Here is a 1,895-nt window from a genome sequence, read left to right as displayed (position 1 = left end):
GTCAGGGCCTCCTCGGTCTGGCGCGCGATCTCCGCCTCCTCGTCGGTGGGGACCACGCACACGGCGATCCGGCCGCCCTCCGTCGAGATGATCGTCTCGCCGCGCTCGTTGCGGGCCGGGTCGATCTCGATGCCCAGTGGCGCCAGGCCGGACAGCGCCGCCGCGCGGACCGCCGGGGCGTTCTCGCCCACGCCGGCCGTGAAGGTGACCGCGTCGACGCGACCGAGAACCGCCAGGTAGCTGCCCACATACTCCTTGATGCGGCGGCAGTAGAGGTCGAAGGCGAGCGTGGCCCGCTCGTCGCCCTCGGCGCGGCGGCGGGTGACGGCTCGCATGTCGTTGTCGCCGGAGACGCCCTGGAGGCCGGCGAAGCGGGTGAGGGAGCGCTCGATCTCCGCCAGGGGCAGGCCGGCCTCCCGGTGCAGGTGGAAGATCACCGACGGGTCGATGTCGCCGCTGCGGGTGCCCATGACCAGGCCGGCCAGCGGGGACATGCCCATCGACGTGGCGACGCTGCGGCCGCCCTCGACCGCGCACGCGCTCGCGCCGTTGCCGAGGTGCAGGGTGATCACGTTGGTGTCGGCGACCGGGCGGCCGAGGAGCTCCGCGGTGCGCCGGGCCACGTACGCATGGGACGTGCCATGGAACCCGTAGCGCCGGATCTGCCACCGGGCCGCCAGCTCGGCGTCGATCGCGTAGGCCGTGCCCTCGGCGGGGATCGTCTGGTGGAACGCGGTGTCGAAGACGGCGACCTGCGGGACGTCGGGCAGCAGCTTGCGGGCCACCGAGATGCCGCTGAGGGCGGCCGGATTGTGCAGCGGGGCGAGCGGCACGAGGCTGTCGACGGCCGCGACCACGTCGTCGTCGACCACCGTGGCGGCGCTGAACAACTCGCCGCCGTGGACGACCCGGTGGCCGACCGCGTCGAGGCCGGTGAGGTCGATCTCGCCCATGACCCGCTGCAGGGCCGCCGTGTGGTCGGCTGCCTCGCCCCCGGACTCGCCGATGCGCTCGACGAGTCCCTTGGCGACGGTCTCGCCCTGGTCGAAGAGCGTGTACTTCAGGGACGAGGAGCCCGAGTTGAGCACGAGGATCTTCATGCGTTCGCCTGGATAGCGGTGATGGCCACGGTGTTGATGATGTCCTTCACTGTCGCGCCGCGGGAGAGGTCGTTCACCGGGCGGCGGAGACCCTGCATGACCGGGCCGACCGCGACCGCGTTGGCGGAGCGCTGCACGGCCTTGTACGTGTTGTTGCCCGTGTTCAGATCGGGGAAGACGAACACGGTCGCCTTGCCCGCCACCGCGCTCTCCGGCAGCTTGGTGGCCGCCACGGCGGGGTCGATGGCCGCGTCGTACTGAATGGGGCCCTCGACGGGGAGCTCGGGATGCCGCTCGCGGATCAGGGCCGTGGCCGCGGCGACCTTCTCGACGTCGGCGCCCGCGCCCGAGCTGCCCGTCGAGTAGGACAGCATCGCCACCCGGGGCTCGAGCCCGAACGCGGCGGCCGTGCGGGCGGAGGAGACGGCGATGTCGGCGAGCTGGGCGGCGTCGGGGTCGGGGTTGACGGCGCAGTCGCCGTAGACCAGGACGCGGTCGGCCAGCAGCATGAAGAAGACGCTGGACGCCACCGACACCTCGGGCACGGTCTTGATGATCTCGAACGCCGGCCGGATCGTCGCGGCGGTGGTGTGGGTCGCGCCGGACACCATGCCGTCGGCGTGCCCGAGGGCGACCATCATCGTGCCGAAGTAGTTGACGTCGCGCACCACGTCGTACGCCAGATCGAGCGTCACGCCCTTCTTCCGGCGCAGCTCGGCATACCGCTCGGCGAAACCGTCCCGCCACTCGCTCGTGGCCGGGTCGACCAGCCGGGCCGCGCCGATCTCCACGCCC

Annotated in this window: 2 protein-coding genes; both read right to left on the bottom strand. The window is 72.2% G+C overall.

Annotated elements, in window-relative coordinates; all coding sequences use genetic code 11:
* Positions 1-1,100, bottom strand: a 1,100-nt coding sequence (locus RBH18_RS43745; protein WP_306216426.1) for an acetate/propionate family kinase, incomplete at its 3' end; no start/stop codon positions are given.
* Positions 1,097-1,895 (bottom strand): phosphate acetyltransferase (gene pta, locus RBH18_RS43740; RefSeq protein ID WP_306216424.1); only part of this gene is annotated, 799 nt, incomplete at its 5' end. The genes RBH18_RS43745 and pta, both read right to left, overlap by 4 nt.

It is taken from the genome of Actinoplanes oryzae, assembly GCF_030757795.1.
Taxonomy (GTDB): Bacteria; Actinomycetota; Actinomycetes; order Mycobacteriales; family Micromonosporaceae; genus Actinoplanes.
Note: the sequence above shows the minus strand (reverse complement) of the source record. Positions and strands in the feature narration are given on the sequence as shown.